We start from the raw sequence: 24093 nt of genomic DNA, 5'->3' as shown, positions 1-24093 counted from the left end.
GAAAAGGCTTGCCGATGTCGAGCAGGCATGGCAATCTCTCCATGGCAAACGCTATCCACTCAAGACCGGAGTGGACTCCCGCGAGCGAAGACGCGAGCGGAGGACCTCGAGGAAAGGGCACGACGCGATGCTGCGTACACCGAAGCACACCACCACGAAGCGCGGACGGAGGGGGATCGGCGTTCTCGTGGCCGCGGCGATCGGCCTTTCCGTTCTCGCCGCCGTACCGACGAGCGCAGCTGCCGCAGAAGCGCCGACGGTTCCCGACATCGTCGAATCGGTCAGCCCCGAGGGCTTCCAGCATCCGGGCATCGGCGTCACGGCCGATCAGCTGCGGAACGTCCAGGAGCAGCTCGCCGCGGGTGCCGAGCCCTGGACGAGCTACTACGCGGCGATGGCTCAGACCAAGTACGCCTCCCGCACCTACGTCGCCCAGAACCAGGGCGCGACGGACGAGCAGCCGAAGGACAACTCCTACAACGAGGTCGCGATGCGCTCCCGCGCGCACGACGACAGCCTCGGTGCGTTGACGCAGGCGGTGATGTACGCGGCGACCGGCGAGGAGGTGTACCGCGCGAACGCGCTGCACGTGCTGCGCACCTGGAGCAGCCTCGACCCCGCCGCCTACGCCTACTTCGCGGATGCACACATCCACACCGGCGTTCCGCTGTACTACTTCGTGACCGCGGCGGAGATCGTCCGCGCCACCGAGCCGGCGAACGCCACGCTCGACGGATACGACCTGCGCTGGACCGAGCGCGATCAGCAGCGAGCCGAGGACAACCTCGTCCGCCCCACCCTCGAGACGTTCCTGTTCTCGCAGAATCGCCTGTGGAACCAGCACACCTACGGCGTGCTCGGCATGATCGCCGCCGCGATCTTCCTCGACGACGCGGAACTCTACGCCGAGCGCGTCGAGTGGTTCTCGGTGAACTCGACCTACGAGAGCGAGCACACGATCAACGGCGGAGACGTGAACGGAGGGCTGGCCTCGCTCATCCGGTCGATCGACGCCGACGATCCGATCAATCCGTACGGGGAGGACTTCGTCGAGCTCCTGGAGATGGCACGGGATCAGGCGCATGCCGAGGGCGACATCACGACGCTGAGCGCGGCCGCGCGCATCGTCAACAACCAGGGCACGCGCCTCGACCCCGTCGCGGGCACCATCTCCACGGCCGAGGACGCCGTTTCGCCGTACGGCTTCCTCGACGATCGGCTCCTCAGGGGCGCCGACGTTTTCGCCGAGTTCATGATGGGCGGCGAGCCGCCCTTCGTCGACACGTCGGGGGGCGCGAGCACGCTGTCGCAGGCCTACCGGGGGCGCCTCCGGGACCTCATGAGCGACCTGTACTACCAGTACACCTACATCGAGGGCGTCGACGTCGAAGCGGAGGCACCCCACCTCGCGCTGCTGCACAAGCGGTCCGACGGTCCGCTCTACTACTACGGGTCTGCGATCGAGAACTTCTGGAACCCTCGCGGCTCCGACTTCACGGACTCCGAGTCCTGGCTCGCCTTCCCCTCTGAGCTGGCTGCGCAGGACATCGAGGTGCCGCAGCCGGCCTCATCGGCGGAAGTCTCCCCTGTGAAGTACGGGTTCGCCGTGGGGCGGGGCACCAAACTCCTGACCGACGACGACGGCGCGGAGATCGCACGCCTCAACCCGAACCGCGGCGACGCTGTCGTCGCCATCCGCCGGATGGTGTGGAGCACGGGCGCGACATCGCTCGTCGGCATCCGCGTGCGCACCCAGGGACAGGCGACACTGCAGGCTTCTGCGACAGCGACCTCCGAGCCGTTCGCGGCCATCGCCCTGCCCGACACGAAGGGGGAGTGGACGACGGTCTGGGCGGATGTCGGACAGGCGGTCGCGGCAGGCAAGCCCGTCGGGCAGCACATCCTCTTCCTGCGTGCGCTCGACTCGAAGTCGCCGGTCGACGTCGGGGGCGTCGTCGCCGACGCCGCCCGCACCATCACGCCGCCGGTCTTCGCCGACGGACGTGACCTCGCGTTCGTCGCCGTCGCCGGCGAGCCGATCGCCCGGCCGATCACGGTGACGGATGCCGATTCCGACCGTGCGCTGTCGCTGCAGGGCGCGCCGCGCGCAGCGGGCATCAGCGCCGACGGCGTGTTCAGCTGGACCCCGGCAGCTGCGGGCGAGGAGCAGTTCCTCGTGGTCGCCGCTGACGGGGAGGCGACGACCACTCTGTCCGTCGCCGTCACCGTCGCGGCGGACCGCGACGGGGCCATCTCCGAGACGCTGGAAGGCCTGGAGGACTCCGCGCAGTACACCTCGGCGAGCTGGGCGGCTGTGGCGGCGGCCGTGTCGGCCGCACGTGCGGGTCTCGCCGCCGACGCACCCACCTTTGCGGCGCTCCTCGAGGACCTCCGGCTCGCCGTGGCGCAGCTCGACCTGCTCAATCCTCGCCTCGACGACGGAACGCTCGACTACTCGCTGACGGTGACCTCACCCGAGCTCTCGCAGACGACACTGCGCGCGCTCGTGGACGGGTCGAACCAGACCACCTGGGGCGATCGGCGCGACAACTCCGTCGAGCTCGACTTCGGGGCGGGCTACCGTGTGCAGGCCGATCGCTTCGGTCTGCTGGCACGCGACACCTTCGACAATCGCTCGGAGGGAACCAACATGTACGGCTCGAACGACGCCGTGTCGTGGACCCTTCTCACGGAGCATCCGAACGAGGGCAGCGACGCCGCGGTCGAATACATCGACGTTCGGGACGAGGTGCAGGGCGAGCGCTACCGCTACATCCGGCTGCAGATCGACGAACCCGGTGCGCCGACCGATCCTGCGTACCCGGGTATCTGGACCCAGGCGGACTTCCGCATCGACGGCGTGCGCACGGAGGTGACGCTCGAGGACCAGCTCGCCGAGGCGCGCGCCGCCGATCTGTCGAGGTACTCACGGGCATCCGTCGTGCTCTTCGAGAGGGAGCTCGACGCCGTGACCGCGGCGGCGGGGGAGCCGGACGCCGACACCGTCGCGCTCGTCGCGCGGCTGCACGAGGCGTGGGACCTGCTCGGCGAACCGCCCTTCGACACGGTCGACGTCGCGACGAGCTGGGTGACGGCGAGCACGCGCTCGTGGGACGGCAAGCGAGACGCCGCCGCCAACGGCTGGGCGATGTTCGACGGCGATCTCGCCACCTTCACCGACACGACCGCCGCGTCGGGCTGGGTGAGCGTGGTGCCCACCGATGGGCGTGAGCTCACCGTCGAGGGCGTGCGCTTCGCACCGCGCGCAACGTTCGCGTCACGGGCTCAGGGGATCCAGTTCCAAGGGTCATCCGATGGCGGCGTGACGTGGACGACGTTCGCCACTGTCGACGGCGCGACGGACGGCTGGAACCGGATCGACCTCAGTGCTCCGGTGGCGACCACGGCCGTCCGGGTGTTGGCGACGTCGGGAAACACGAATCTCGCGGATGTGGAGCTCATCTCCAGCACGGCCGATCGCAGCGCGCTCGTTCTCTACCTCGACGAGACCAAGGATCTGACGCAGGCCGAATGGACGCCCGGCTCCTGGTCCGGGTACGCCGAGGCGCGAGCGGTCGCGCAGACCCTGGTGGATGCCGCTGAGACGGACCAAGCCGTGATCGATGCCGCCGCCACGGGGCTCGCGGCCGCGATCGACGGGCTCGAGCGAGCCGCCTGACACGCATTTCGGCGACGTCCGGCCCCGGTGCGGAATGCACCGGGGCCGGATGCGCCTGTGCGCGCGGCGGGCAGCGTGCGCCGCGCGGGCAGCTCACCTGACGGCTCTCCGATCGTCGGTCGAGGCCGGTGTCCAGAAACCTGGATAGCGTTACCTCATCAACCGGACCGGGGAGAAGCATGTCGAAAACCGATAAACCTGCCACGCTCGCCGACGTCGCGCGGCTGGCGGGAGTCTCGGTCCCGGCAGCCTCGCGCGCGCTCAACGGAGGTGTTCGAGGCCGGCAGAGCGGCTCGGCGGAGCTGCGGAGCCGTGTCGAGGAAGCCGCGCGCACGCTCGGATACTCCGTCAGCCCGGCCGCCCAGACCATGAAGGGCGGTCGCTCGCGGACGGTGGCCTTCATCGTCGGCGATATCGACGATTTCGGATCGGCGACGATGATCTCCGGCATGATGCACGCCGCCGAGGAGCGGGGCATCTCGGTCGCCGTGCGCACCACCCGCGATGAGCCCGCACGCGAACTCGAGATCCTGACGCAGCTCCGCGGCGAGCGTCATCTCGCCGTGGTGATGGCGACCAGCCGGACGACCGACCCCGCCCGGGAGGCATCGGTCAAGGAGCAGCTGATGGTGCTGCGCGATCACGGCGCGAGGATCGTCGTCATCGGTGACAACGACCTGGGCTTTCCCACCGTCACGGTGGACAACCGTCGCGCGGCCGGCCTGCTCGCCGAGGGGCTCGCGCGCGCCGGTCAGCGACGCTTCGCGATCGTGTCGGGGCCGGACGGCGAGATCACCGCTCTGGAGCGTGTCGGCGGCTTCGTCGAGGGCCTCGCAGCGCAGGGCATCGTGATCGACGAGCGGGACATCGTTCACACCGAGTTCTCGCGCGACGGCGGCTACCGCGCCGCGGATCTGCTGCGCGACCGCATCGGCGACCTCGACGTCATCGCCGCGATGAGCGATGCGATGGCCGTCGGTGTCATCGCCCGGCTCCGCGAGCTGGCGCCGGATTCCCTCGCCGGCATCGAAGTCACCGGCTTCGACCACGTGCCCATGCTGGGCGACGTCCTTCCCGAGTTCAGCACGGTCGAGGTGCCGCTGGAAGAGTTCGGCGGCGCAGCCCTCGGCCTGGTGCTGGACGAGCACGCGCCCGGTGTGGAGGAGATCGCCCTCACGGCGACGCCGATCCTGCATGGGGCCCCGCTCATCAGGGCCTGACCGGGTCGGGCATTCGCGCCGCCGTGGACCGCTCGGCGCAGAGGCGGAAAGCGCTTTCGACAAGTAGTGGCAAACGTTGTCCACTTTGGGGTACTCTCTCCGAGACGGAAACGTTCCAGCACGAATCAAGGGAGATCACATGCACAACGCAACGACGCGGGCGGGAGTGCGTGCCCGCATGGGCCGCCGTTCGCCGTGGATCGCCGGCGCAGCCGGCATCGCCGTGGCCGCATTGGCGCTGACGGGCTGCAGCAGCTCGGGCGACGAGGACGGCGGCTCAGCCACCGAGAAGACGACCATCCGCTTCCTCTACGCCACGGGGGATGAGACCTGGAACGCGGTGGTCGACGCCGTCGTCGAGTCCTTCAACGAGCAGAGCGACACGACGACCGTGCAGCTCGACCCGCTTCCGGCCGGCAGCGACTACGCCACGGCGCTCAAGACGATGGACGCGACCGGCAACTGGCCCGCGGTCGTCGACATGCGCGACACGCTGACCTATGTGGATGCCGGAAAGCTCGCTCCGATTCCGGAGTCCGTGACCGAGCTCATCGAGCCCGAGGCGGTCGGGACCGCTTCCGACGGCAACGTCTACACCGTGCCGTACAGCGCACTGAACGGCGAGATCGGCCTCAACATCGTCTACAACAAGGACTACTTCGAGGAGAACGACCTCGACGTCCCCGAGACGTACGACGACTTCCTGGATCTGATGGCCGACATCGCCGCGAACGGAGACGCTCCGCTGGCCACCGCGGCGGCCGAGGTGTGGCCGAGCGACCAGCTCTGGAAGCAGCTCGCCGCGCCGTACTTCGCCGAATGGGGCGACCAGGGCGGGTTCTGGACGGCTGCCGAGAACGGCGACGCGACGATCGAAGACCTTCGCGAGCCGCTCCAGGAGCTCCTCGACATCACGAACGAGTACGTGCTCGACGGCTGGCAGTCGACCGCCGACGCGCAGACGACCACCCTCCTCGTGAACGACATGGCGGTGATGGCCACGTCCTCCGCCGGCATCGGGCGTCTGAACGACATCAACAAGGTCGATGCCGACTTCAACGCCGGGCTGTTCATCGTCCCGTCCGAGGACGGCTCGATCAACGTGCTCAAGAACGCCGTGAACGGCGACACCGCCGGCGGCCTCGCGATCTCGGCGCAAGCGGCCGAGGACGATGCCGAGTACGCGTCGGCGACGGAGTTCCTCGAGTTCTTCTACCAGGTCGACACGGCGAACCTCATGGAGGAGAACGGCTGGCTCGCACCCAACATCGTCGCGGCCGACGAGGTGGAGCGGAACACCTCGATCCCTGGTGCGGCCGACTACTTCGCGCTGCTCGAGAATCCGAACCTCGTCTGGTACGAGAACGTCTCGGCGCTGTCGACCTTCAGCGCGTTCAACACGTTCTTCCGTCAGGCGCGCATCGAGATGCAGGACGGCCAGTCCTCGATCGACGACACGATCGCCAAGGTCCAGGCCGAATTCGACAAGACGGTCGCCGCGGGCTGACCCACACGTGACGCGGTGCCCGGCGACGCCCGGGCACCGCGATCCGGGAGCCGAGGAGGCCTCCATGACTGATCAGAGTGCACTGCAAGGGCAGACCCAGGTGGTCGGCACCGCGGTCCGCCTCACCGGAGAAGGCCCGCTCGACGGTGCGCCCGGTGGCGCCGCCGACGACGTCCCCTTCGTTCCCCGGGGTCGCGACACCGAGAAGCGGCGCACGCGGCGCTTCCGCTCGGTGCGCTGGGCCATGCTCGGCTTCATCGCACCCGCGCTCGTCATCTACCTGCTGATGGTCATCATCCCGTCGCTGCAGTCGCTGCAGCTCAGCTTCACCGACTGGGACGGCATCAGCCCCGACTACGCCTACGTCGGAACGCGCAACTACGAAGAGATCCTGGCGAGCGGCCGGTTCTGGAACGCGGTCAAGAACACCCTCATCCTGGGGCTCGGCTCGGCCGTGATCATCAATGCGATCTCGCTCGGCGTCGCTCTCATGCTCGACAAGGTCGGGCGCTGGCAGGGCCTGTTCCGCACGGCCGTCTACCTTCCCTCGCTCGTGAGCGCCTTCATCCTCGCAACGATCTGGAAGTACCTGCTCAACTACAACTTCGGTGCCGTCAACATGTTCCTGCGCGACATCGGTCTGCCGGACTGGGCGCGCGACTGGCTGGGCGACAGCACGATCGTGGTGGGGGTCATCCTCTTCATCACGTGCTTCACCCTCGGCGGCAACACGACGCTCATCTACCTCGCCAACCTGCAGTCGGTGCCGCAGGACCTGATCGAGGCGGCTCGCATCGACGGCGCCAACAGCCGCCAGGTGTTCCGCCACGTGACCTGGCCGATGCTGGCCGGGGCGGTGACGGTCAACATGACGCTGGCCATGATCGCCGGATGGACCATCTTCGATCAGGTCATGGTGCTCACCTCCGGCGGTCCGGGGTTCGTGAGCGAGACCATGGCGTTCTTCATCTACAAGGTCGGGTTCGGCGAGTACCGGGCGGGATTCGGCAGCGCCGCCGCCATCGTGCTGTTCCTGGTGGTCATCGTCAGCACCGTCGCGGCCAACGCCTACATGCGCAAGAGGGAGATCCAGGCATGAGCACCGAAACCGAGCGGCTCGTCACCTCGCCGCAGAGGCCGGTGCGCCGCCGGCCGAAGCGCAAGAAGCTGACCGTCGGCCAGATCGTCGTCATGGTCGTGCTCGCGGTGCTGGTGCTGATCGTCGCGAGTCCGGTGATCTACGCGCTGCTGAACTCATTCCGGTCTTACGCCGAGATCACGATGGATCCGATGGGTCTTCCCACGCAGTTCACGCTGGACAACTACATCCAGCTGTTCCAGCAGACCGATTACGGCGAGGCGCTGGTCAACACCCTGATCATCACCGTCGCGACCGTGGTGCTGCTCATCGCGATCGTGCCCATGGCCGCGTACGGCATAGAACGTGTCGGGGGCCGCACCTCGCGCCTCGTGTACATCCTGTTCATCGCCGGCCTCATGATCCCGTTCCAGGTGCGGATGATCCCGCTCGTCAAGGGATTCGACGACGTCGGGCTCTACAGCACCCTGACCAGCGTCGTCCTGGTGCATCTCGGAGGAGCGGCGAGCTTCGGCATCCTGCTGTACTGCAGCTTCATCAAGGGCATCCCGATCGAAGTGGAGGAAGCCGCGAACATGGACGGCGCCGGGCGCCTGCGGACCTTCTGGTCGATCGTGTTCCCGATGCTGCTGCCGGTGACCTCGGCGTTCGTCATCATCCAGGCGCTCGGGCTGTGGAACGACTTCTTCATCCCGCTGGTCTTCCTCGATTCCTCGTCGGCCGGCACGATCAACGTCGCGATCAACCGTATGGTGGGCCTGCTCACGTCCCAGTGGCAGCTCATCTACACCGGAGCGATCCTCGCGATCATCCCGTCGGTGGCGATCTTCGCGGCCTTCCAGCGCTACTTCATCAAGGGCATGTCCGTCGGGGCGGTGAAGGGATGACCGCGCAGACCCCGCCGAAGCCGGTCAGCGCCCTCGGTCGCCTTCGCGGGCTCGCCGCCCTGGAGGGCCCGCTGGCCACGGCGGTGCTGACCGTCTTCCAGTACTTCCTGGTGTCCGTCTCGTTCTGGGGATGCCTCGTCCCCACGTTCGCCTTCCTGGCGCTGGTGGGCTGGCAGCCGACGCACGTGGCGCTGTGGCTGGGTGCCCTGTCGCTGCTCCCGGTCGTTCCGGCGGTGTACGCGCTGATACGGAGCTCGCGGCGGCTGCTCGCCGAGCGAGCGGAGGCGCGCGCCGGGCGTCTCTTCTGGGCGTCGTTCGTCCGAGCCTGCCGCACGCTCGCGTGGGCCGCGCTCGCCGTCGTCGTCGTCACGTTGCTGCTCGCGTACGACGTCGCGCTTTTCGGACCCTCCGACGCCATGCTGCTGTTCGCAGTCGGTGCCGCCGCCCTCGTCTTGGTTCTCATGGTCGGTATCTGCACGGTCGCCGCATCGCGGTCCGAGCACCCGCCGCTCGATGTAGCGACGGCCGCCGTCAAGGCGATCGCACGTCGACCCCATGTGGCACTGAGCTGGCTGCTCCTGGTCGGGCTCGGCATGGGGGCGATGACGCTGCCGGTCGTCGGCTCAGCGCTGGCGATGTTCCTTCCCGCCCTGCTGGGGGTCGGCATCCACATCTGCAACGACGCCCTGCGCCTTCCGCTGAACGACGAGACGAGAAAGACTCCGTGACCGACACCGCCCCGCAGCCCATCGCCCTCGATGCCCTTCTGGAGGAAGACCACGGCGCAGCTCTCACCACCTTCCGTGCCCGGGTCGGCGCGTTCGAACTCCACTGGTCGGTCGACGCTCCGCTGTCGGTGGTGATGACCTCGTCCACACACGTGGGCCGCGCTGGCGTCGGACTGATCGAGGTGCACACATCCGCAGAGCAGCGCGGCCGCACGAGCCAGGCGTACTGGCGATCGGCGGTCGGCGAGCGGTTGCGCGTGCAGGGCTCGCACGTCACGTCCGACGGGGATGCCGCGCGGGCGGTCATCGTGCAGACCGATGCGGTGAGCGCGCTCGAAGTGCGTTCGACCATCACGGCTCCGCAGGGAACGACGGCCCTGCGGATCGAGAGCGAGGTGCGCAACGCGGGACGCGAACCGATCGTGCTGACGGCGATCTCGTCGGGCACGATCGGCATCGGCCGATCCGGAACCGACCTCGACGGCGTCACCTGGGGGAGCGCGGCGAGCGAATGGCTCGCGGAAGACCGATGGCGCGAGACGCCCGTGCGGGAGCTGCTGCCCGACATCTCGCTGCCGCTGCACGGACAGGACGGGCGCGGGCACGCCGGCGTCACGAGCCACGGGGCGTGGTCGAGCGGCGAGCACCTGCCGTGCGGATATCTCGTGCGCGGTGACGGTGAGGCGCTCGCCTGGCAGATCGAGACCAGCGCAGGCTGGCACGCCGATCTGTCGCAGACCCGCAACGGCGGCGTGCTGTCGCTGCTGGGTCCGACCGACCTGGAGCACCAGTTCGCCCACGAACTGCTCCCGGGAGAGAGCTTCACTGCCGTGCCCGTCGCCGTGGCCGTCTCCGCCGACGCCCGCGACGGCGTGATCGCCGAACTGACGCGCTACCGCCGCTGGCTCCGCCGTGATGCCGCGGGTGAGGCGCTGCCGGTCGTGTACAACGACTTCATGAACACGCTCATGGGCCAGCCGACGACCGAGGAGCTGCTGCCGCTGATCCGGGGCGCCGCCGCGGCAGGCGCGGAGGTGTTCTGCATCGATGCGGGCTGGTTCGCCGATCCCGCGATCGGCGACTGGTGGTCCACCGTCGGCGAGTGGCGTGAAGCGACCACCCGCTTCGGCGACGGAGGCCTGCGCCGGGTCATCGACGAGATCCACCGGCAGGGGATGTCGTCCGGACTCTGGCTCGAGCCGGAGGTCGTCGGCGTCGACAGTCCGGCAGCCGCTCGGCTTCCCGACGAGGCCTTCTTCCAGCGGTTCGGCCGGCGGGTGCAGGAGGACCGCCGCTATCACCTCGACTTCCGGCATCCTGCCGCCCGTGGCCACCTCGATGCGACGGTCGACCACTTGGTCGAGGAATACGGCATCCGCTATCTGAAACTCGACTACAACATCAACCCGGGCGCCGGCACCGAGCGCAACGCGACCACCGCGGGCGACGGCCTGCTCGCTCACACCCGCGCCTTCCGGGAATGGCTTGTCCGCGTGCAGCAGCGGCATCCGTCGCTGCGCATCGAGAACTGCAGCTCCGGCGCCATGCGTGCCGACTACGCACTGCTCGCGGTCACGCACCTGCAGTCGACGAGCGACCAGCAGGACTTCCGCCTGTACCCGCCGATCGCGGCGTCGGCGCCGGCATCCATCCTTCCCGAGCAGTGCGGCAACTGGGCGTACCCGTCGTCCGAGATGAGCGACGACGAGACGGCGTTCACGCTCGTGACCGGTCTGAGCGGCCGGCTCTACCTGTCGGGATTCCTCGAAGAGCTGCGTCCCGAGCAGCGCGATCGAGTCGCCGAGGCCGTGGCGCTGCACAAGGCGATTCGTGCAGACCTCGCCGGGGCGACGCCGTTCTGGCCGCTGGGTCTTCCCGCCTGGGACGCGCCGACCGTGTGTCTCGGGCTGCGCACAGGCTCGCGCGACCTCCTGTTCGTCTGGGACCGGGATGCCGCGCCTGCGGCGTTCACACTGCCCGATGTCTCGGGCGACGTCGACGTGCTGTTCCCCGTTGCGTCGGCCGACGGCTCCGCGTGGCGCCTCGCGACCACGTCGGAGGGCCTGTCCGTGGCCACGCCCGCGGGCTGGGGAGCGCGCGTGCTCGAGGTGCGTCGTGGCTGAGCCCGGCTCCATCCAGCCCGGCCGCGTCTTCGTCGACGACCGCGGCAGGACGGCGCAGCTGCACGGCATCGGGTTGCAGCGCATCGGCGACCGCTGGTTCGCGTGGGGCGAGGACAAGACGGCGGGCGACCGGTTCACTGCGATCGCCTGCTACTCGTCGATCGACCTCGCCCGCTGGCGCTTCGAGGGCGACGCACTGATCGCCGCCGAGGGCGACATCGCCCCGCACCGGATCATCGAGCGCCCGAAGGTGCTGCGGAGACCCGATGGCAGGTGGGTCATGTTCCTGCACGTCGACAGCGGCGACTACGCCTTTGCGCGCGTCGGCTACGCGATGGCCGATCGACCCGAAGGCCCCTACGAGTACGTGCGCAGTGAGCGCCCGCTCGGCAACCTGAGCCGCGACATCGGCGTGTTCCAGGAGGACGGCGTCGGATACCTGCTGTCGGAGGACCGTGACAATGGGCTCCACATCTATCGCCTGCGTGACGACTATCTCGGAGTCGATTCGATCGTGACGACCCTGCGGCAGCAGGCGAAGCCCGACATCGGCTACGAGTCACCCACTGTGGTGCGCCATGAAGGGCGCTACCACCTCTTCGGCTCGGACCTCACCGGCTGGAGCATGAACGACAACATGTGCACCAGCGCGGACTCGCTCGCGGGCCCGTGGGCGGACTGGCAGCCGATCGCTCCGCCCGGCGCGCACACGTTCGAATCGCAGGTGAGCGTCGTCGCGCCCGTCGGCGACGGCTTCGTGTACATCGGAGACCGCTGGACCCCCGACGACCTGGCCGAATCGCCCGCGGTCTGGCTGCCGTTGCGGTTCGACGACGGGCATCCGTACCTGCAGTGGCGCGAGGCCTGGAGCATCGAGGAGCTGAACGCATGAGAGCAGCGCTGCTGATGAGCCCCGCGCTCGTCCCCTTCGTGTTCGGCGACGCCGAGAGGTCACGGCTCGAGGAGCTCGTCGAGATCGACACGACCCGGTCGGTGACCTCGATCGCCGATGTTGCCTCGCGCTCAGCGGTGGAGCTGCTGATCACCGGCTGGGGTGTGACCTCGATCGGTCCCGAGGGCCTCGACGGGTTCCCGTCGCTGCGTGCGATCGTGCATTGGGGCGGCGGCGTCGGCTTCCTCGATGAAGAGGCCACCGCACGCGGCATCCTGGTGTCGTCGGCGCGAGCCGCCAACGCGATCCCGGTCGCCGAGTTCACCGTCGCGATGATCACGCTCGCCGCGAAGGACGCCTTCTGGGCGTCACGCAGGTACTGCGCCGAGCAGCGGTTCATCGATCGGGAGGCCGAGTTCCCCCGCACAGGGCTCTACCGATCGACCATCGGCATCGTCGGCGCCTCCACGATCGGCTCGCTGGTCATCGACAGACTCGCCGAGGCTGATGTCGACGTACTGCTCTTCGACCCCTACGCGAGCGTCGAGACCGCCGACCGTATCGGCGCCGAGCTCGTCGCCGATCTGCGTGAGCTGGCGGCGCGGAGCGACATCCTGTCGATCCATGCTCCCGAGACGCCGGCGACGATCGGGATGGTCTCGGCCGACGTGCTCGCGGCGCTTCCGGACGGGGCGACGGTCATCAACACCGCACGGGGTGCTCTCATCGATCAGGAGGCCCTGGTCGGGCAGCTGCAGCGCGGTCGGCTGCGCGCGATCCTCGATGTCACCGATCCCGACGTCCTCGAGCCGGGGCATCCGCTGTACACCCTGCCCAACGTCTTCCTCACACCTCACCTCGCCGGGTCGATGGGCAGCGAGCTGCGCCGGCTCGGCGAGGCTGCTCTCGCAGAGGTCGAGCGGTTCACGGCCGGCCGGCCCTTCGCCCACCCCATGCAGCCGTGAGCGGGGCCGGTCTGCCGGGGGCCGATGTGCCGGCTCTCCGGAATCCCATCCTCCGCGGCTTCAACCCGGACCCGTCGATCCTGCGCGTCGGACCGGACTACTACATCGCTACGAGCACGTTCGAGTACCACCCGGCTGTTCGCCTGCATCACTCGACCGACCTCGCGCACTGGTCGGCCATCGGCCACGCGCTCGAGGACGGGTTCGACCTGCGCGGCATCCCGGACTCGGGAGGCGTGTGGGCACCCAGCCTGTCGTATGCGGACGGCCTGTTCTGGCTGGCGTACTCCGTCGTGCGCACCATGGACGGCGACGACAAGGACATCGACAACTACCTCGTCACGGCGAGCTCGGTGGCGGGGCCGTGGAGCGAGCCGGTGCACCTGGGCTCCCGTGGCTTCGATTTCTCGTTCTTCCACGACCCCGATGGAACGCACTGGATCGTCGGGGTGCAGTGGGACCACAGGCCGGAGCATCCGTCGTTCTCGGGCCTCGTGCTCGAGCAGTACCTGCCCGACGAGCAGCGCACGGCCGGAGAGACGACTCTGCTCTACCGCGAGGAGGGCCTGGTCGAAGGCCCCAACCTGTACCGGATCGGCGACTGGTACTACCTCCTGATCGCCGCCGGGGGCACCGGTTGGAACCACGGCATCACGCTCGCCAGATCGCGCGCCCTGCTCGGACCATATGACCGTGATCCGCGCGAGGCGGTACTCACCACCCGCGACGCCCCAGGGCATGCGCTGCAGAAGGCGGGGCACGGCGAGCTCGTCCAGACCCCGGCGGGGGACTGGGTCCTCGTGCATCTCGCCAGCCGCCCCATCCTCCATCTCGGCGAGCGGTACAGCACGCTGGGACGGGAGACGTGCCTCCAGCGCGTCGAGTTCGACGACGCGGGCTGGCTTCGACTGGTCGGCGGCGGGCATCACGCCGACGTCGCGGTCGGGTGGGAGGGCGCCGAGGCCGGGAACGACTCCGCCCCTGCGCCCCGGGAGTGGGTGGACGATTTCGACGGACCCGTGCTCGACTCCGTCCGCTGGTCGACGCTGCGCGCGCCCCTGCCGCCGGCGGTCGCCGATCTCTCGGCGCGGCCGGGGTGGCTGGCATTGCGCGGCGGTCATTCGCCGGCCTCCGTCTTCGACCAGTCGATGATCCTCACGCGCGTAGAGGAGCACGAGGCCGAGATGGAGATCCTGATGGACGCCGACCCGCGGAGCCCTCGCGAGGCGGCAGGGGTCATCGCCTGGTACGACCGGGCCGGATGGATCTGGCTGCAGCTCACGTACGACGCCGAGAACGCACGGCATCTCCGTGTGGTGCAGCGCGACGGCGTGAGCATTCGTTCGGCTCCTATCGTCGTCCCGGACGGGCCGCTGCGCCTGCGCGTCTCGCTCGCCGGCCCGAGGCTCACCTTCGCGTGGGCCGAGCAGACGGGGGAGTGGCATGCGGTGCCAGGGGACTTCCCGGCCTGGAAGCTGTCGGACGATCACGGCCCGCGACTGCGCTTCACCGGGCTCTTCCTCGGCGTGCGCACCGACGATCTCGATGGCCGGGGCTGGCGGGCCGACATCGGCCACGCCCGTGTGCGCTTCGCCGAGGCGGATCACCGCTGACCTGCGGCGTTACCGCCGGATGGCGAGCGCTCCGCCCACGGCGCAGACGGCCGCCATCGCGAACGTCATGGTCGCGTACGAACCCAGCGCCGTCGCCAGCAGTGCGGCCGCTGCCGGCGCCAGCGCCGTGAGCGCCGTCACGGGTGCGGCGAGCACGCCGTTGATCCTGCCGTACGACGCCGGTCCCCAGCGATCGGCGACAGCGGACGCCTGGACGAGGGTGAGCGCACCGCGGATCGCTCCCGCGATGAGGGCGGTTGTGAGGATCGCGACGGGGCCCTCCACCATGCCGTAGGCCACGAGTGCTCCCGCGCCGAGCACGCCGACGCTGGTCGCCGCCATCCACGCCGGGGCGGTGTGGGGGATGGCGAGATAGAGCAGCCGGCCGAGCACCTGTCCTGCTCCGATGAGCCCGAGCACCCAGGCGGCTGTCTGCAGATCCATCCCCTTCTCGACGTTGGCGGGGACGGCCGACAAGGTGACCGCGTACAGCGAGAACGACATGAGAGCGAACGAGCCGGCGACCATCCAGAAGCGCATCGAGCGCAGAACGCGTCGAGCGGCGCCGTTCCCGGCCGGCCCCTCCTCGACGTGCGCCCAGCGACTCTCCACGGTGAGGGCGTAGGTGGGAAGCGCGACCGCCGCGAGGATCACCGCCAGCACGATGAACGACATCCTCCACCCCACCTGGAGGACGAGCCAGCCGGTGAGCGGTGCGAAGATCGTCGACGCGAGCCCGCCGGCGAGGGTGACCACCGTCAGCGGGCCGCGACGCGCCGCGCGGTAGCGGTGCGTGATCACGGTGAATGCCGCCTGATACAGCACACCGGACTGCGCCGCCCCGCAGACGATCCACGCGGCGGTGAAGACCCAGATGGTCGGAGAGACGGCCGCGACGAGCAGGGCGAGGGTTCCGACGACGGTGGCGGTCACCATGACACGCCGCGGATGCCGGTCGAGCCGGTGCCCGACGGGGATGGCGCACGCGGCCGAGGCCAAGAGGCCGGCGGTGATGGCGAGGAACACCGCCTCGTCGCCCCACCCGGTGTCATCGGCGATCGCGGGCGCCGCCACCAGGACGGCGTAGTAGAGCACTCCCCACGCGACGATCTGCGTGAAGGCGAGCGCCGCCAGTCCCGTGGGGGATCGGGGCTGCGTGGGCATCAGCCGTGCGCGACGACCGGCTCGGGAACCGCCACCGGGAAGAGCGCGCGGACGAGACCCCATCCCACGGCCGCACCGACGAGCTGCGCGGCGATGAACGGCAGTGCGGACACCGGTGCGATGCCCGCGAACGTGTCGGTGAACATGCGGCCGATGGTGATGGCGGGGTTCGCGAAGCTCGTGGATGACGTGAAGAAGTAGGCCGCACCGATGTAGGCGCCGACAGCGGGTGCCGCAAGGTGGCCGCGGCCGGTGCGGACCAGGGCGAAGATCACGAGGATCAGACCCGCCGTCGCAACCGCCTCGGCAAGGAAGAGGTTCCATCCGGAACGGTCCGTGGTGCTCCAGCTGACCGCGGGCTCCGCGAACATCAGGTTCGCGAGCACGGCGCCCGCGATGCATCCGAGTACCTGGCTGGGTAGATACCTCGCCGCCGTCGACCAGCTGCGGCGATGCAGGAGGATGTCGACGACCGTCACGACGGGATTGAAGTGGGCGCCCGAGACGGAGGCGAACACCAGGATCAGCACCGCGAGCCCGAGGGCGGTCGCGAACGCGTTCTCGAAGAGCTGCAGTCCGACGTCGCCGGGCGACAGCCGCTGTGCGGCGATGCCCGACCCCACGACGACGGCGGCGAGCCCCGCGCTGCCGAGGAACTCGCCCACGGTGGCGCGCGCGGCGCGGCTCACGAGGCGACGAGGAGCTGGGAGATACGGTCGAGGGCGCCCGGAACGAGCTTGAAGTACGCCCAGGTGCCGCGCTTGCTGCGTGTCAGGAAGCCGGCGGTGGTGAGGATCTTCAGGTGGTGCGACACCGTCGGCTGGGAAAGGCCGACCGGCTCGATCAGGTCGCAGACGCAGGCTTCCGAGTCTTCGGATGCGGCCACGATCGACAGGAGGCGCAGGCGTGCGGGGTCAGCCAGTGCTTTCATGGTCGTTGCCAGTTGCTCGGCTTCCGCCGCGGTCAGTGGTTCGCGCACCAGGGGCGCGCAGCAGGCGGCGGCGGTGACGTCGGTCACCTCGAGCACGGTGGTCATATATCGAGGGTAGTCGATATTGACAGATGTCGATAGATGGGCTCACAATCAGTATCGACGCTCATCGATATCCGTTGGAGGATGCTGTGACTCTGCTTGACCTGACACCTCGCGCGGCCGAAGCCGATCGGCTCTCGACGCTCCCTGTCGCCATCATCGGCGCCGGCCCGATCGGGCTGGCAGCCGCCGCGAACCTCGTCGAACGCGGTATCGACTTCATCGTCTTCGAAGCGGGAGCGGAGGTCGCGGCCAGCGTACGCTCGTGGGGCCACACGCGTCTCTTCTCACCGTGGAAGCACCTCGTCGACCCGGCATCCCGTCGCCTGCTGGAGGAGCGCGGGTGGGAGCTGCCCGATCCCGAGCGCGCCCCGAATGGCGCGGAACTGGTGGAGAAGTACGTGGCGCCCCTGGCGGAGGTCGATGAGATCGCCTCGCGCGTGCGCCTCGGCGTCGAAGTGATCGGCGTCACGCGCGAGGGCATGGATCGCACGCGCACCCGGTCGCGCGCCGCCACCCCGTTCGCCGTGCGCATCCGCACCGCGTACGGCGAGGTCGAAGACGTTCCGGCCCGCGCCGTCATCGATGCCTCCGGCACCTATCTCTCACCCAACCCGCTGTCGTCGAGCGGGCTGGAGCTGCTCGGCATGGCCGAGATCGCCGATGCGGTGACGCCGGCGCTCCCCGATGTGCTCGGGCGCGACCGCGCGACGTTCGCCGGCCGCCACACGACGGTCGTCGGCGCCGGCCACTCCGCCGCGAACACTCTCCTCGCGCTCGCCGAACTCGCGCGGCAGGAGCCGGGCACGACCATCACGTGGCTGATACGCAACGCCCAAGCCGTCCGCGTGTCCTCTTCTGCCGATGACGAGCTCGCCGACCGCGCCCGGCTGGGCAGCAGAGTCGACCGGGCGGTCGCCGACGGCCGGATCGCGGTGCTCGACGGCTTCGAGATCATCCGCGGCCGCCGCAGCGCGGCCGGCGTCGAGCTGGTGGGCCATCGTCGTGGCGAGGTCGTCGCCCACGCAACCGACGTGGTGGTCAATGCGACGGGGTTCCGTCCGAACCTCGACATGCTGCGTGAGATCCGCCTCGATCTCGACGAGATCGTCGAGGCGCCCCGGCGACTGGCGCCGCTGATCGATCCGAACGTCCACTCCTGCGGCACCGTCGAGCCGCATGGCTTTCGCGAGCTGACTCACCCCGAGCAGGGATTCTTCGTCGTCGGCATGAAGTCTTACGGCCGTGCGCCGACCTTCCTGCTGGCGACCGGCTACGAGCAGGTGCGCTCGGTGACCGCCTGGCTCGCGGGCGACACGGCATCCGCCTCGAACGTCGAGCTGGTCCTTCCGGCGACAGGCGTCTGCTCGACCGACGCCGGCAACGGGGGTGGATGCTGCTGATGATCGGCGTGCGCGAGATGGTTCCGGGGGATTGGCCGGCCATCGAGGCGATCTACGAACAGGGGATCGAGGACGGCGAGGCGACGTTCGAGACCGCAACGCCGACGTGGGAGGCGTTCGATGCGGGCAAGCTTCGCGGGTTGCGGTTCGTGGCCGTCGACGCGGACGGCGTCGTCGTGGGCTGGATCGCGGGGTCGGCGGTCTCGTCGCGTCCGGCCTATCGCGGTGTCGTGGAGCACTCCGTCTACATCGACCGCGGCGCGCGCGGCCAGGGCGTCGGCCGCATCCTGCTGGAAGCGTTCATCTCTGCAGCGGAGGCATCGGGGGTGTGGACGATCCAGTCGAGCATCTTCCCCGAGAACGGCGCCAGCCTGCGGCTTCACGAGGTCACCGGCTTCCGGGTCGTCGGACGACGTGAGCGGATCGCACGCTCCGGGGCCGGCCCCCACGCCGGTGCCTGGCGCGACACGCTGCTGATCGAGCGCCGGAGCGCTGTGGTCGAAACTGACTGAATCGTCTGCCACGGGCGGCAGATAGACTGCTGTCTATGGATCAGTCGGGGAGCCTTACGTCGCTGGGCGATCCTACGCGGGCCCGCATCCTTAGGCTGATTCGCGATTCCGCGGACGGGAGAGCTCTGGTGAGTCGTCTCGCGGAGGCGCTGGAGCTGCGGCAGCCGACCATCAGCCACCACATGAAGTCGCTGCACGACGAGGGCATCGTCGTGCGCGAGCCCGACGGGCGTCGCGTCTGGTACTCGATCGCTCCGGAATTCGCGGGCCGCGTCGACGCCCTCCTCGGCGAGGCTGCGCGACCGGCGCCGGACCCCGACCTCGAGCGCATCGCGACGGATCTCACTCTCAGATATCGTGGCGTCTTCGGTCCGGAGACCGTTCGCGCCAAGGTCGTGGAGAGCTACGAACTGCTCGCCGGCCGGTCGCGGTCACCGATGCTGGCGAGTCGCACGGCTGCGTTCGCCGCCGCGCGCCTCGATGCGCTGAAGCGTTCTCAGGGGATCCCCGGTGCCGTTCCCTCCGTCCTGTTCGTCTGCGTGCAGAACGCGGGCCGATCGCAGATCGCGGCCGGGATCCTTCGTCAGCTCGCGGGTGATCGCGTGCTGGTCAGGACTGCAGGATCCGAGCCGGCAGGAGATGTGCGCAACGCCATCGTGGGCACCCTCGACGAGATCGGCGTCCCGCTCGGAGACGAGTTCCCCAAGCCGCTCACCGACGAAGCGGTGCGCGGCGCCGATGTCGTCGTCACAATGGGCTGCGGCGACGCCTGCCCGATCTACCCCGGCCGGCGCTACGTCGACTGGCAGCTGGAGGATCCCGTCGGCAAGTCGCCCGAACAGATCCGCGTCATCAGGGACGACATCGACCGCCGCGTACGCGCGCTTCTCACCGAACTCGTCGCCGAGAGTTCATCTGCGGCCCTCGTCGAATAGATAGACACTGGTCTATGCTTCTTGCGAGAGAGAAAGCGAGAACACCGTGACCGAGAAGCCCACCGTCCTGTTCGTCTGCGTGCACAACGCGGGTCGCTCCCAGATGGCCGCCGGCTATCTCCGTGCCCTCGGCGGCGACGACGTCGAGGTGCTGTCTGCAGGATCCGCGCCCAAGGATGCCATCAACCCGGTCGCCGTCGAGGCGATGGCGGAGGAGGGGATCGACATCGCCGGCAACACCCCCCAGGTGCTCACCGTCGACGCAGTGAGGGAGTCCGATGTCGTGATCACGATGGGCTGCGGTGACGCCTGCCCGATCTTCCCCGGCAAGCGCTACGAGGACTGGGAACTGGACGACCCGGCAGGTCAGGGGATCGAGGCCGTGCGTCCGATCCGCGACGAGATCCGCGGTCGTGTGGAGGCGCTGCTCGCCGAGATCCTGCCAGCACGCGGTGCCGCATGACCGGCGCACCCGGTCAGAGCGCGCTGCTGTCGCCTGATGCCGTCCTCCACCGCGCGGCCGAGCGTCTGACCCAGCAGTTCACGGGCATGGTCGGCGAGGAGACCGTCGAGCGCGTCGTCTTCGAGTCGTACACCGCTCTGGCGCGCACCGCGGCCGTCAGGACCCACCTGCCGAGCCTCGCTGAGAAGTTCGCACGCGATCGGTTGACCGCACTCGCCCAGTCCAAGGGGCTCATCGCGAAGCCGGTCCCCGAAGTGCTGTTCGTCTGCGTGCAGAACTCGGGCCGGTCGCAGATGGCCGCCGCGCTGACCCGTCATCTCGCCGGGGATCGGGTCCACGTCAGATCGGCGGGGTCGCAGCCGGGGGAGCGCATCCTGCCCGAGGTGGCACTCGCGCTCGCCGAGGTGGATCTCGATGTCACCGACGAGTTCCCGAAGCCACTGACGGATGATGTGGTGCGGGCGGCTGACGCGGTGATCACGATGGGCTGCGGAGACGCGTGTCCGCTCTACCCGGGCAAGCGGTACCTGGACTGGCAGCTGGAGGACCCCGCCGGCCTCGATCTGCAGGGGGTGCGGCGCGTACGCGACGAGATCCGAGATCGCGTCGAGCGCCTCCTCGCCGAGCTCCTCCCGGACTGATTCGCAGGAGGAAGGCTCGACGGCCACGGCCACGGCCACGGCCACGGCCGACGCTGGTCGCGTCCCGCCGTCCGACGGAACACCAGCCCCTGACCGTCACCGCTCCAGCGAGCATCCTTGAGGAGGGTGACCAAGCGCACCGCGCACCGAGGGACCTTCGGCCCGACCCGACCGCGGATTCCCGTGTGCAATGGGCGAAGACGAAAGGAGACCTCATGGGACGCACAGCGACAGGCAGCGCGCTCCTGCGGACATCCGAATGCTGGGATCTTCTCGAGACCGCGGCGGTCGGCCGTCTCGCGGTCACCGGGAGCGACGGCATGCCCGACATCTTCCCGGTCAACTTCGTGCCGTTCGAGGGCGCGGTCTACATCCGTACGGCGCCCGACGTGAAGGTCGTTTCGATCACCGCACACCCCTTCGCAGCCTTCGAGGTCGATGGCGAGAGCGACGAAGGCTGGTGGAGTGTCGTGGTGAGAGGAGCGGCCGCTCTGGTGCGGGACGAAGTCGAGATCGAACGCAGCGGTGTCGGACGGCTGATGACGCAGAGCCCCCGGCACAAGCAGCATGTTCTCAAGGTCACTGCGACGACTGTCAGTGGGCGCCGATTCGCGCATCGCGACGCGATCGCGCCGACCGCCCCCCGGCCCGTTGCTCGAGTTGCGGACGAGGAGCCGGAACCGCCGGAGCCGCCGCGGAGTGACCGTCCCGATCTGATCCCCTCGCATCCTCCGCGGACGTGAGCAGCGCCGGTGGGCCGATCCGCGAACGCCTGGCTCTCCCGCGGTCGCACCACGTGCGGAACGATTAGTCGACGGGAACCGTCTCGAGCTGCTCCGGCCCCTGGCCGGAGTGCCCAATGGCCGAGGTGTCCTTGACGTCTACGTCGAGGTGTCCTGACGTCGACGCGGCTCAGGCCCCCAGCAGATCCAGCGCGTGATAGGTCGCGTACGCGGGCCACACCATCGCCTGCAGTATGCCGAGCACGACGCCCCAGAACGAACCGTCGGAACGTGAGACGAAGTAGACGGCAGCCCCGATGAAGGCGAGCAGAAAGAACACCGCCGACGGCCCCGTCTGTTGCACGACCTGAGTGCTACGGCGGCTTTCGGTCATTGTTGCCCCTCCTCGATGGGATCAGATCCCGCAGGAACCTCGCGGCTCGTCGCCGGTGCTCGCCGCCATGGCCGTTGACGATGCAGTTCGAGCAGCTGGGCGCCCAGTCCGAAGAACACCATCGCGAGCCAGACCACGATGTTCAGCCACGGGATCTGCAGTGCGACGATGAGGATCACACCACCCACGAGCGACATGACCACCGGATGCTGCCTGTCGCGGAACACGAGGCGCCCGAGGTAGTACGCGCTGTAGACGAAGGTCGAAAGAACCATCACGGTCCACACCAGCGCGCCGGCTAGCGCCAGCGGGGCCCCGATGATCGTGAAGGTCAGGAACAGCAGCGCGACGGGCACGGCGATGGCCGAGACGAACCCCACGAGCAGGGCCTTCCATGGCGATGGCCACAGGTGGTCGGTGACGCGATGCAGCCAGCGTGGGAAGAGCAGACCGGCGAACAGTGTGATGAGGCTGAGCGCGACGAGCGCGTAGAACACTCCGAGGAACCAGCCGACGAACACCGCCCAGGGTGAGACTTCGACCCGGGGTGCTTGCGGAGGTTCGACGCGTTTCACGGTCCCGTCCACCGCGCCCTCTGCGATGTCCGCGTCATCGCCACTCACGTAGGTCAGGCTTCCGTCGACCGATCCGTCGATGACGAGACTGCCGACGCTGACCACGACATCGCCGCCGACGTCACCGGCGATGCCGATGCTTCCCGCAGCGGCGACCACGTCGGCGCCGAACGATCCGGTGTCGCCCAGCGTGAAGTTCGCGGCGAAGACCGTCCCGCTTCGAGAGACCTCGCCGGTGATCGAGACATCCTGGCCGGCCAGGCGCACATCTCCCTCCACCGTGCCGGTGATCGTGATGGTCTGCGCTGCGGCGATCACGTCGCCGGTCACATCGCCGCTGACGGTGACTGTCTGGCCCGAGGCGTACACGTCGCCGTCGATCGCGCCGGAGACATCGATCACCAAGCCGGAGTAGAACTGAGGGCCTTCGCGATCGTCCTCGGTCGCTGCCGTGACAGCGTCGGAATGCGGTGAGGGAATGCCGGTGACGGCCGCGCCGCCGGTGCCGAGCATGAGGACGCCGGCTGTGAGGACCACGGTGAGGAGTCGGCGTACGTGCGGTCCGCCGATCATCGGGATGCCTCTATCGAATCGACCCACGGCTGCATGAACATGACTCCACGGTGCGTGGTCGGCGGGGCGGCCCGGTAGTGCCGAAGGTCCCGCGCCTCGTCTGGTCAGCTCAGCAGGCGCACTCGTACCGCCGGCCGTGCAGGCAACCGGCCGCGGTGGCTCTGCCCGCTATCCGGCAAGGTCGTTAGTCCCACCGGGCGGGGGCCGCGCCGCGTACGGTGGGGCCATGGCAGGGTCTGGCCGCCACGGTGAACGCTCCTGCGGCATTCGACATCCCGACGAGCTTGCGGATGTCGACACCTGGGTGGTCGCCTTCGAGGAGTACGAGCCGGCGCAGGAGGGGCGGCGCGAGTCGCTCTGCACGCTCGCCAATGGCTACTGGGGCACGCGGGGGGCATCGGAGGAGTCGGTCGCGGACGACGTGCACTATCCCGGCACCTACTTCGCCGGTGTCTACGACGAGGTCGACGGGATCGTCGATGGAGTGGAGATGCCCGGCGAAGAGGTGGTGAATGCGCCGAACTGGCTGCGTCTGCAGTTCCGTCTGGCGGACGACGGCTGGTTCGACATCGACTCCTTCGCGGATGCGGATCTGCTCGAGTTCCGTCAGGAGCTCGACGTTCGCCACGGCATCCTGACCCGGAACATCACCGTGCGCGACCGCGAGGGCAGGGTGACGACGATTCGTCTCTGGTTCCATCCCCTGCTGCCCGTCGAGATCGATGCGGTGAGTTTTCATCTCACGTACCGGGATCTGGCGCTCAGCGTGACCGTCACGCAGGCCGAGCTGCACATCGTCTCCGTGGAGGGACGCGCGGCACCCGTCCGAATCGTCGTCGAGGGGACGGAGTTCGAGATCGGCCCCGGCGAGGAAAGGACATTCCCCCTTCTCCGCGCGGACGCCGGACCGTCAGCCGCTCGAGATCGAAGGGACCTTCGTCCCTGATCTCGTGGCCCCGGCGACG

Annotated in this window: 22 protein-coding genes; 17 read left to right on the top strand and 5 right to left on the bottom strand. The window is 69.0% G+C overall.

Annotation, left to right across the window (positions count from 1 at the left end; genetic code table 11):
• The first annotated feature begins 127 nt into the window (after positions 1-127).
• From MRBLMI12_RS03285 to MRBLMI12_RS03240, 10 genes are all read left to right on the top strand, one after another.
• Positions 128-3679: a discoidin domain-containing protein gene (locus tag MRBLMI12_RS03285; protein WP_363353856.1), complete on the top strand. Its 3552-nt coding sequence runs from the start codon at positions 128-130 to the stop codon at positions 3677-3679.
• Between the two features lie 179 nt (positions 3680-3858).
• Positions 3859-4899, top strand: coding sequence for a LacI family DNA-binding transcriptional regulator (locus MRBLMI12_RS03280; RefSeq protein WP_363353854.1), 1041 nt, complete (start codon positions 3859-3861; stop codon positions 4897-4899).
• A gap of 139 nt (positions 4900-5038) precedes the next feature.
• Positions 5039-6406: an ABC transporter substrate-binding protein gene (locus MRBLMI12_RS03275; RefSeq protein ID WP_363353852.1), complete on the top strand. Its 1368-nt coding sequence runs from the start codon at positions 5039-5041 to the stop codon at positions 6404-6406.
• Positions 6407-6470: 64 nt separating this feature from the next.
• The gene (locus tag MRBLMI12_RS03270; protein WP_363353850.1) at positions 6471-7505 is read left to right on the top strand and encodes a carbohydrate ABC transporter permease; all 1035 of its coding nucleotides are present in this window, start codon (positions 6471-6473) and stop codon (positions 7503-7505) included.
• Entirely contained in the window at positions 7502-8392 is an 891-nt protein-coding gene (locus tag MRBLMI12_RS03265) for a carbohydrate ABC transporter permease (protein ID WP_363353848.1), read from the top strand. The genes MRBLMI12_RS03270 and MRBLMI12_RS03265 overlap by 4 nt, the downstream gene beginning before the upstream one ends.
• Complete coding sequence (locus tag MRBLMI12_RS03260) at positions 8389-9120, top strand: hypothetical protein (protein ID WP_363353846.1); 732 nt, start codon at positions 8389-8391, stop codon at positions 9118-9120. Before MRBLMI12_RS03265 ends, MRBLMI12_RS03260 begins: the two co-directional genes overlap by 4 nt.
• Positions 9117-11243 (top strand): glycoside hydrolase family 36 protein, encoded by a 2127-nt coding sequence (locus MRBLMI12_RS03255; protein ID WP_363353844.1) that lies wholly within the window; start codon positions 9117-9119, stop codon positions 11241-11243. The genes MRBLMI12_RS03260 and MRBLMI12_RS03255 overlap by 4 nt, the downstream gene beginning before the upstream one ends.
• Positions 11236-12135 (top strand): family 43 glycosylhydrolase, encoded by a 900-nt coding sequence (locus MRBLMI12_RS03250; RefSeq protein ID WP_363353842.1) that lies wholly within the window; start codon positions 11236-11238, stop codon positions 12133-12135. The genes MRBLMI12_RS03255 and MRBLMI12_RS03250 overlap by 8 nt, the downstream gene beginning before the upstream one ends.
• A complete protein-coding gene (locus MRBLMI12_RS03245) occupies positions 12132-13100 on the top strand; it encodes a hydroxyacid dehydrogenase (protein WP_363353840.1) in 969 nt (322 codons plus the stop codon). Before MRBLMI12_RS03250 ends, MRBLMI12_RS03245 begins: the two co-directional genes overlap by 4 nt.
• The gene (locus MRBLMI12_RS03240; RefSeq protein WP_363353838.1) at positions 13097-14713 is read left to right on the top strand and encodes a family 43 glycosylhydrolase; all 1617 of its coding nucleotides are present in this window, start codon (positions 13097-13099) and stop codon (positions 14711-14713) included. The genes MRBLMI12_RS03245 and MRBLMI12_RS03240 overlap by 4 nt, the downstream gene beginning before the upstream one ends.
• 9 nt (positions 14714-14722) lie before the next feature.
• Here the strand turns inward: MRBLMI12_RS03240 and MRBLMI12_RS03235 are convergent, their stop codons facing one another.
• The 3 genes from MRBLMI12_RS03235 to MRBLMI12_RS03225 are packed head-to-tail and all read right to left on the bottom strand — an operon-like array spanning position 14723 to position 16913.
• Positions 14723-15877 carry an MFS transporter gene (locus MRBLMI12_RS03235; protein WP_363353836.1) on the bottom strand — a complete coding sequence of 385 codons (1155 nt, stop codon included), beginning with the start codon at positions 15875-15877 and terminating at the stop codon, positions 14723-14725.
• A complete protein-coding gene (locus MRBLMI12_RS03230; protein ID WP_363353834.1) occupies positions 15877-16566 on the bottom strand; it encodes an MIP/aquaporin family protein in 690 nt (229 codons plus the stop codon). Before MRBLMI12_RS03230 ends, MRBLMI12_RS03235 begins: the two co-directional genes overlap by 1 nt.
• Complete coding sequence (locus MRBLMI12_RS03225; protein WP_363353832.1) at positions 16563-16913, bottom strand: metalloregulator ArsR/SmtB family transcription factor; 351 nt, start codon at positions 16911-16913, stop codon at positions 16563-16565. The genes MRBLMI12_RS03230 and MRBLMI12_RS03225 overlap by 4 nt, the downstream gene beginning before the upstream one ends.
• 86 nt (positions 16914-16999) lie before the next feature.
• Here MRBLMI12_RS03225 and MRBLMI12_RS03220 point away from each other — a divergent pair, with 86 nt between their 5' ends.
• From MRBLMI12_RS03220 to MRBLMI12_RS03195, 6 genes are all read left to right on the top strand, one after another.
• Complete coding sequence (locus MRBLMI12_RS03220; protein WP_363353830.1) at positions 17000-18313, top strand: NAD(P)-binding domain-containing protein; 1314 nt, start codon at positions 17000-17002, stop codon at positions 18311-18313.
• A complete protein-coding gene (locus tag MRBLMI12_RS03215) occupies positions 18313-18825 on the top strand; it encodes a GNAT family N-acetyltransferase (protein WP_414686208.1) in 513 nt (170 codons plus the stop codon). Before MRBLMI12_RS03220 ends, MRBLMI12_RS03215 begins: the two co-directional genes overlap by 1 nt.
• Before the next feature lie 35 nt (positions 18826-18860).
• A complete protein-coding gene (locus MRBLMI12_RS03210; RefSeq protein ID WP_363353828.1) occupies positions 18861-19760 on the top strand; it encodes a metalloregulator ArsR/SmtB family transcription factor in 900 nt (299 codons plus the stop codon).
• 46 nt (positions 19761-19806) lie between these two features.
• On the top strand, positions 19807-20223 hold the full coding sequence (locus MRBLMI12_RS03205; RefSeq protein WP_349428318.1) for an arsenate reductase ArsC: 417 nt from the start codon (positions 19807-19809) through the stop codon (positions 20221-20223).
• On the top strand, positions 20220-20864 hold the full coding sequence (locus MRBLMI12_RS03200; protein ID WP_349428317.1) for an arsenate reductase ArsC: 645 nt from the start codon (positions 20220-20222) through the stop codon (positions 20862-20864). Before MRBLMI12_RS03205 ends, MRBLMI12_RS03200 begins: the two co-directional genes overlap by 4 nt.
• Positions 20865-21079: 215 nt before the next feature.
• On the top strand, positions 21080-21607 hold the full coding sequence (locus MRBLMI12_RS03195; RefSeq protein ID WP_363353826.1) for a pyridoxamine 5'-phosphate oxidase family protein: 528 nt from the start codon (positions 21080-21082) through the stop codon (positions 21605-21607).
• 169 nt (positions 21608-21776) lie between these two features.
• Here the strand turns inward: MRBLMI12_RS03195 and MRBLMI12_RS03190 are convergent, their stop codons facing one another.
• Together MRBLMI12_RS03190 and MRBLMI12_RS03185 are read right to left on the bottom strand one after the other, a co-directional pair.
• Positions 21777-21980: a hypothetical protein gene (locus tag MRBLMI12_RS03190; protein ID WP_349428313.1), complete on the bottom strand. Its 204-nt coding sequence runs from the start codon at positions 21978-21980 to the stop codon at positions 21777-21779.
• Complete coding sequence (locus MRBLMI12_RS03185; protein ID WP_363353824.1) at positions 21977-23092, bottom strand: hypothetical protein; 1116 nt, start codon at positions 23090-23092, stop codon at positions 21977-21979. The genes MRBLMI12_RS03190 and MRBLMI12_RS03185 overlap by 4 nt, the downstream gene beginning before the upstream one ends.
• A gap of 262 nt (positions 23093-23354) precedes the next feature.
• Between MRBLMI12_RS03185 and MRBLMI12_RS03180 the strand changes: the two genes are divergently transcribed.
• On the top strand, positions 23355-24074 hold the full coding sequence (locus MRBLMI12_RS03180) for a glycosyl hydrolase family 65 protein (RefSeq protein ID WP_363353822.1): 720 nt from the start codon (positions 23355-23357) through the stop codon (positions 24072-24074).
• The last annotated feature ends 19 nt before the right edge of the window (positions 24075-24093 follow it).

The sequence above is a fragment of the Microbacterium sp. LMI12-1-1.1 genome (genome assembly GCF_040676455.1).
Taxonomy (GTDB): domain Bacteria; phylum Actinomycetota; class Actinomycetes; order Actinomycetales; family Microbacteriaceae; genus Microbacterium.
This window is presented reverse-complemented; position numbering and strand designations above follow the sequence as displayed.

What these genes read in the sequence shown, in the direction of transcription:
- MRBLMI12_RS03195 (WP_363353826.1), top strand. Translation starts at nt 21,080, where the DNA reads ATGGGACGCACAGCGACAGGCAGCGCGCTCCTGCGGACATCCGAATGC.
- MRBLMI12_RS03285 (WP_363353856.1), top strand. Translation starts at nt 128, where the DNA reads ATGCTGCGTACACCGAAGCACACCACCACGAAGCGCGGACGGAGGGGG.
- MRBLMI12_RS03190 (WP_349428313.1), bottom strand. Translation starts at nt 21,980, where the DNA reads ATGACCGAAAGCCGCCGTAGCACTCAGGTCGTGCAACAGACGGGGCCG.
- MRBLMI12_RS03265 (WP_363353848.1), top strand. Translation starts at nt 7,502, where the DNA reads ATGAGCACCGAAACCGAGCGGCTCGTCACCTCGCCGCAGAGGCCGGTG.
- MRBLMI12_RS03210 (WP_363353828.1), top strand. Translation starts at nt 18,861, where the DNA reads ATGGATCAGTCGGGGAGCCTTACGTCGCTGGGCGATCCTACGCGGGCC.
- MRBLMI12_RS03200 (WP_349428317.1), top strand. Translation starts at nt 20,220, where the DNA reads ATGACCGGCGCACCCGGTCAGAGCGCGCTGCTGTCGCCTGATGCCGTC.
- MRBLMI12_RS03245 (WP_363353840.1), top strand. Translation starts at nt 12,132, where the DNA reads ATGAGAGCAGCGCTGCTGATGAGCCCCGCGCTCGTCCCCTTCGTGTTC.
- MRBLMI12_RS03225 (WP_363353832.1), bottom strand. Translation starts at nt 16,913, where the DNA reads ATGACCACCGTGCTCGAGGTGACCGACGTCACCGCCGCCGCCTGCTGC.
- MRBLMI12_RS03275 (WP_363353852.1), top strand. Translation starts at nt 5,039, where the DNA reads ATGCACAACGCAACGACGCGGGCGGGAGTGCGTGCCCGCATGGGCCGC.
- MRBLMI12_RS03180 (WP_363353822.1), top strand. Translation starts at nt 23,355, where the DNA reads ATGGCAGGGTCTGGCCGCCACGGTGAACGCTCCTGCGGCATTCGACAT.
- MRBLMI12_RS03235 (WP_363353836.1), bottom strand. Translation starts at nt 15,877, where the DNA reads ATGCCCACGCAGCCCCGATCCCCCACGGGACTGGCGGCGCTCGCCTTC.
- MRBLMI12_RS03270 (WP_363353850.1), top strand. Translation starts at nt 6,471, where the DNA reads ATGACTGATCAGAGTGCACTGCAAGGGCAGACCCAGGTGGTCGGCACC.
- MRBLMI12_RS03215 (WP_414686208.1), top strand. Translation starts at nt 18,313, where the DNA reads ATGATCGGCGTGCGCGAGATGGTTCCGGGGGATTGGCCGGCCATCGAG.
- MRBLMI12_RS03260 (WP_363353846.1), top strand. Translation starts at nt 8,389, where the DNA reads ATGACCGCGCAGACCCCGCCGAAGCCGGTCAGCGCCCTCGGTCGCCTT.
- MRBLMI12_RS03280 (WP_363353854.1), top strand. Translation starts at nt 3,859, where the DNA reads ATGTCGAAAACCGATAAACCTGCCACGCTCGCCGACGTCGCGCGGCTG.